Origin of the sequence: Shewanella phaeophyticola (assembly GCF_025398315.1) — a bacterium.
Classification (GTDB): Bacteria; Pseudomonadota; Gammaproteobacteria; order Enterobacterales; family Shewanellaceae; genus Shewanella; species Shewanella phaeophyticola.
On record NZ_JAODOQ010000002.1, the window covers coordinates 1 to 5801 of the forward strand.

The following is a 5801-nucleotide window of genomic DNA, read 5'->3' on the forward strand; positions in this document are numbered from 1 at the left end:
AGCAACAACCGGCAACATCACAGCAAAAGCTAACCCAATTAATTGATTAAGTTTCATATATTCTCATTATAGTTATGTATTTTATGCTTTAGGTGGGAGAAACTGCGCCATAAAGGCACCAAGGTCGATTAGCCACGCATGCCCAATTTATATTGACCGTTTTGCTCAAACATCAGCGCTTGTTTGTGTTTAGGTGCCATTAGAATAGGATCATCATCAAAAAACAAAAAGCACTTCCAGTTACGCACAAACACATCCCAGCGTGTTTCAATCACTTGATATTTTTCATAGCAAAAATAAACAACCGCATCATCTGGCCATTGAATATGCTCAAGAATGGCTTCTGGCAAGGCGTTATCATTTGAATCCCACGCTGATTGCCAATGTTCAGTTGCGCTCCAAGCATCTTGCTTTGCTGGCCAATCACCTTTAGCAAATTGTTCAGCACGGCTGCTTTTATTGCTTATCCACTTATTCCAGACTTCCATGGCACTTTTATCAGCCAATGGCTTAATCAACGCCTTGTCATCATCTGACACGGGCAAATCTTTATGGTTAAAAATCCACTTACGCTTATAAAGATCAAACGGAATATATGAGTGTGACAAACAACTGCTCCAGGCAAACTAAAATGAGGTGCAATTATAGCGTAAAAAACAAAGAGAATTCGATAGGTAAAAATAAACTCACATATAAAATATGTAAACTAAGCAAAGGGGGAATTAAAGGTTAGGATACCATGAGTATTACAGATTAATAATCTATCCCTAATTGATATTTCTGTACAAAGAACTCAACCATTTCAAAGTCAATTTTGTTATCAATATCAATTGAATACATATTATCCATTTTATAAGCATAAGTATTTTCAGTAAAATTAACATGTTTTACTTTTAGAAGTTCATGAATATCATAAATATAAATTGAACCATTTAATCTATAAAATATATCTAAATCTTGAGAACGTTTGAGTCCTTCTGATTTAATAAACCCATCCATCATACCATTTTCTGGCAATGTATTAGACCATATAGGAGGATGTTCACATTGAGTAACAGACACCACTGAAAAAGCACTGTTGGTACAAAACACACTCAAAGCCTCATTAATATGTTCTTGTTTACGAATAGGGGAAGTCGGCTGTAAGACCATTAAAATATCAAAACCTTGTCCGAATTTTTCAATTGTATATAACAGTACGCTTAATGTGGTTGATAAATCTGTTGAAAGATAATCAGGTCTTAACTCCGGAATGAATACTCGCTCATCAACTACAGATACTATTTCAGGATCATCAGTACTCAAAATCACACAATCGATGAACTGGTTAGCTAAAGCCAAATCAATTGACCAGTTAACTAATGGTTTTCCATCTAATGATAGCAAGTTTTTTCTTGGTAAGCGTTTGCTACCGCCACGAGCAGGAATCAACGCTAAAACTTTTTTACCATTGAACATTACATCATTCCTAAAGCATATATATCAGCCTGTGCTCGATTAAAGTCATTTAATCGACCTATGTCTAACCAATACTCATGCAATGGAAACATAAGCACTTTCCCACCCACTTGGATCTTGTTATCTAGTAGCGTGGGCATATCAATCACTTGGTTTTCACTCACTTGCTTGATGATTTCTGGTGAGACGACATAAATACCAGCATTGACAAAAAATCGTTGTGTCGGTTTCTCTTCTATACTCACAACGGTATTACCATTACCATTAATCACGCCATAGGGAATTTGGTACTCATATTCCCTAACGCACATAGTGGCGTGGGCTTGGTTTTCATTGTGAAACTCAAGTAAACGCTGAACATCGACTTTTGTAAGCACATCACCATTCATCATAATAAGCGGTAAATCTGGGATGTCATTTGGCAATAGCCCCAAAGCGCCACCTGTACCTAGAGGGGAATCTTCATGAATATAAGTAATGTTGACATTCAAGCGACTGCCATCACCAAAATAATCTTTAATTTGTTCTGGCATAAAATGAGTTGAAATATAAAAGTTTATGAACCCTGCTTTGGCAAAATTCAGAATTGTCATTTCTAAAAGCGGTTTATTACCGAGTTTTAACATAGGTTTAGGACAATTATCTGTAAGAGGGCGTAAACGCGTACCAAAGCCCCCAGCCATAATGAGCACTGGGTTATCATAATAAGGTTGATTCAACGTCTGTTTAAACGTTTGAAGATCGACCACTTTTCCACCTTTAATCAATGGAATCGCTAAAATGCTTTTTTGCTCCATTAAGCGGATGAGTTTTTGCTTGGGCGTATCAAACGTCGCAGTAATTGGATTGCGGTTCATGACGAGAGCCACAGACTGGTCAAGAGTAAGGTTGTTTAATAAAGCTCGTCTTATATCACCATCAGTAACAACACCTTGCAATTGATCATTGTCATCGACAACTAAAGCAACTTGTAGAGCATGAAAGTTAATAATTTCTAAAGCATCACGAATGGACTGCTTCGGCGCTAAAGCAACATCTTTCCAATGCTTTTTCATAACGTTTCATTCCTTTTTTCTTATTAATGCCTGATGCCCGTATACAACCGATTTTTCTTCAACATTTGTCACAACGCTAGCGCCAGCACCCACAACAACATTTTTACCAATATCAACACCTTGTATCACACAGGCATGCACGCCTATATGAACATCATCTTGTGTAGTTACATTGCCACAAAGTGTCGCGCGAGGTGCAATATGGTTATTCGCACCAACATTACAGTCGTGCTCAATTATAGCACCAGTATTAATAATACTGTTTTCACCAATATACGCACCCGTTTGGATAATGGCTCCAGACATTACCTGCACACCCTGTGCCAAATATGCAGATGAAGATACAATCGCGTGTGGTGATATAACCGTTGCAAAACTAAAACCTAATTTAGAGAAAAATGCCGCCACTTTTTCTCGGTTTTGTTGTTTCGGTAAACTCCCAAGGCCATTAACCAAAAGTACATCATCAGGATTAAATTGACCTATATCGTCATCATCACTTAAGTACTGTATCGATTCAAACATCTGATTATTATTGTTTTTCTCAGACGAAACATATGCAATAACATTACAGCCGTTAAGATGAAGTAGATCCATTAATACGCTTGCATGGCCACCTGATCCAATCATGATTAATGGCTTACTCATCGATTAAATCCCCTGACCGATAGTTTTTTGATGCTACTTGGCCGGAAGTCAGCTGCCAAAATATATCCGGAGACATACCACTTCCAGGCCTTTTCATTGTCAAATTACTGACATTAAATGGCTCACCTTTTTTTATATCTGTTTGTGCCACAATACTTTTTCGGGCAATAATTATATTTTTAGCTTCAGATATAGTGGGCTTCTTAATACCATGACCCAACGCTTTTTCAACTTGTCTGATAGAATCCACCATCATTTTTAATTGCAACGGTTCTATAGACGCTCGATGATCTGGGCCTGGCAATAAACAATCGAGCGTAAAGTGTTTTTCAATTACTACAGCCTGTTTAGCTACTGCAGCAATTGGAATCGCAATACCTTGACTGTGATCTGAATAACCAACAGGTAACCCGAAGCTTTGTTTGAGTGTATCCATGGCGTTCAAGTTTATTTCGTCAAATGGCGCAGGATATTCTGTAGTGCAGTGTAAAATGGTCACTTTACCGGATAGAGCTTTTTGACCTTCATCCGATTGAAAAGCCAGCTCAAAATTTGCCAATGAAGGCAGCATCTCTAATGGCGAAACATAGCCAAAGGCAATGACACTGAGCGCATTTTTCACTTCTTCTAACGTTGTCATTCCCGTTGATAAAATAATATCTAACCCAGTTCTAGCATGCGCTAACACAAACGGACTATTGGTTAATTCACCTGATGGAATTTTCAGCCGTTTCACTTTAATTTCATCAACTAAAAAATCTAAACTTTCGAAATCAAATGCGGTTGATAAAAATTCAATATTTTTTGAAGCACAATACTCAAGCAATTGGTGATGCGCGTCATAACTAAGCTCTAGACGCGTTAACATAGCTAACTGTGACTCTTGATTACCGGTAGCCTCTATTTGATATTGTGCTTTACTGGCACTTGCTGTCACTAAGTTTGTTGCTTTAAAGGTTTGAAATTTTACAATGTCAGCCCCAGCGTTAACAGCCTCGTCGACTAACTGAAATGCCATTTCGAGCGAACCATTATGGTTAACCCCGGCTTCTGCAATCACTAGAGTCATAATATTTCCTTGATGAGCACAAATGCTTCAGCAGCTTCAACATTCGCTTGAACACCACGAACATACGCTAAAGACTCTAGAGCCTTACGTGAACGAGGAAAGGGGAATGGTGCGATTTCAGATGGATACATTTCAAGAATAGTTAATTTTTTCTCAAGCTGTAAACTCACATCAATAAAGACATTGGGTTTAAAGCCTCCATCTTCAGGTTTTAAACCAAAATCTGTTTCTGATAAAGTCTCATAAGCCAGCACTTTTTTGACAAACGGGTAACGAAACGACTTGGTGGCCGACATTACCGCATCAAATACAATTTTATGATCTGTGTGTGCATCATTTCGATAAACAGTGAAGACCTGCTCAGGCTTAATCTTTGAAACAACATCACTAATAGGCTCTACGATATGATTCATCGGTAAAGTTTCTAATTGACCCGCGGGCAACATTAATTCGTTAATTGATGAAAATCCATATGCCAACGTTACTGCCGCAATTTCTTTTTTCTTGTAGCAATTTGAGTTGTTGTAAAACCAGAGCTTTTACTCATCCCTGTCACCAAAAGCCAATGAACCTCATAACCAGCTTGAACAAACTTAAGTATGGATCCACCACAGCCTAAAGTTTCATCATCGGCATGTGGAGCAACGATTAACACACTCTTCACAAATACTCTCCAACTATAGGTAATTGATCTTCATTTAAATTATGTAGCCAAATTGAATTTATTCCATAACACTTGACTAATATACTCGTTCCTTTTACGGACAAAACCTTACCGGGCTCAATATTTTCGGCATAAGTATTTAAGTCAATTGTAGAGCAAAATACAGGAACTAATTTATCTCTCAATATAAACTCAGCACCTGAGTATGGGAAAGTTAAGGCTCGAACTAAATTATGAATCGCTGCGGCAGACATTCTCCAATCTATTAATCCGTCTTCCTTACAGCGTTTCCTCCAGTATGTTGCTAAATCGGAAGATTGCTCATTGAAAACAGCCGTTCCTGATGTCAATTGATTTGTGAAGTCTATTATTTGTTTCTTTGCCGTAATAAGTATCTTTTTATAAAGCGAGGTTGCATTATCTTCAGCATCGATAGGTACCAACTCCTGACTTAAAATAGGATCCGAATCAGCGCTTTCATCCATTTTAAAAAATGTGGATGCAGTTTCATTTAATCCTAATACCAAAGCCCAAATAATTGGGTGTCGCCCTCTGTTTGCAGGTAACTTTGCAGGATGAAAACCAATGACACCTTGAGGTGTTAAGTCTAAGAGGTCTTTACTTAAAAGATAACTCCAACCAATACAATAAATGATATCTAAATCATATCTTCGAAAAAATTCAGTAGACATAATACGATTAGTCGGTTCTTCAAATAGGTATGGAATATCGTTTAATTTACATAGTTGGATCAAATCCGCAAAGTCTGCATTTACAGTTGTGGCTCGCCTTGTAATGACGGCTACAACCTCAACATTATCCATGCTAACAAGTGTTTCTAAAGCTAATAAACTTGACTCTACACATCCAATAAAGCCTATTCGCATATTATTTCTCCTTCAATAAT

8 protein-coding genes are annotated in these 5801 nt (G+C 37.6%); all 8 read right to left on the minus strand.

The window, feature by feature from the left end; genetic code table 11:
- Positions 1-128: 128 nt before the first annotated feature.
- A complete protein-coding gene (locus N4T56_RS22185) occupies positions 129-608 on the minus strand; it encodes a DUF2947 domain-containing protein (RefSeq protein ID WP_261734900.1) in 480 nt (159 codons plus the stop codon).
- Positions 609-753: 145 nt separating this feature from the next.
- A complete protein-coding gene (locus N4T56_RS22190) occupies positions 754-1458 on the minus strand; it encodes an acylneuraminate cytidylyltransferase family protein (RefSeq protein WP_261733551.1) in 705 nt (234 codons plus the stop codon).
- Complete coding sequence (locus tag N4T56_RS22195; protein ID WP_261733552.1) at positions 1458-2513, minus strand: nucleotidyltransferase family protein; 1056 nt, start codon at positions 2511-2513, stop codon at positions 1458-1460. Before N4T56_RS22195 ends, N4T56_RS22190 begins: the two co-directional genes overlap by 1 nt.
- 6 nt (positions 2514-2519) lie before the next feature.
- Positions 2520-3161, minus strand: a complete 642-nt coding sequence (locus tag N4T56_RS22200; RefSeq protein ID WP_261733553.1) for an acetyltransferase — start codon at positions 3159-3161, stop codon at positions 2520-2522.
- A complete protein-coding gene (neuB, locus tag N4T56_RS22205; RefSeq protein ID WP_261733554.1) occupies positions 3154-4230 on the minus strand; it encodes an N-acetylneuraminate synthase in 1077 nt (358 codons plus the stop codon). Before neuB ends, N4T56_RS22200 begins: the two co-directional genes overlap by 8 nt.
- Positions 4227-4709, minus strand: coding sequence for a PIG-L deacetylase family protein (locus N4T56_RS22210; RefSeq protein ID WP_261734901.1), 483 nt, complete (start codon positions 4707-4709; stop codon positions 4227-4229). The genes neuB and N4T56_RS22210 overlap by 4 nt, the downstream gene beginning before the upstream one ends.
- Positions 4710-4711: 2 nt before the next feature.
- On the minus strand, positions 4712-4894 hold the full coding sequence (locus N4T56_RS22215) for a PIG-L deacetylase family protein (RefSeq protein ID WP_261734902.1): 183 nt from the start codon (positions 4892-4894) through the stop codon (positions 4712-4714).
- Positions 4891-5781, minus strand: a complete 891-nt coding sequence (locus tag N4T56_RS22220; protein WP_261733556.1) for a formyltransferase family protein — start codon at positions 5779-5781, stop codon at positions 4891-4893. The genes N4T56_RS22215 and N4T56_RS22220 overlap by 4 nt, the downstream gene beginning before the upstream one ends.
- Positions 5782-5801 lie beyond the last annotated feature (20 nt).

Coding starts and splice junctions, on each gene's coding strand:
- neuB (WP_261733554.1), bottom strand. CDS start 4,230: ATGACTCTAGTGATTGCAGAAGCCGGGGTTAACCATAATGGTTCGCTC.
- N4T56_RS22195 (WP_261733552.1), bottom strand. CDS start 2,513: ATGAAAAAGCATTGGAAAGATGTTGCTTTAGCGCCGAAGCAGTCCATT.
- N4T56_RS22220 (WP_261733556.1), bottom strand. CDS start 5,781: ATGCGAATAGGCTTTATTGGATGTGTAGAGTCAAGTTTATTAGCTTTA.
- N4T56_RS22200 (WP_261733553.1), bottom strand. CDS start 3,161: ATGAGTAAGCCATTAATCATGATTGGATCAGGTGGCCATGCAAGCGTA.
- N4T56_RS22190 (WP_261733551.1), bottom strand. CDS start 1,458: ATGTTCAATGGTAAAAAAGTTTTAGCGTTGATTCCTGCTCGTGGCGGT.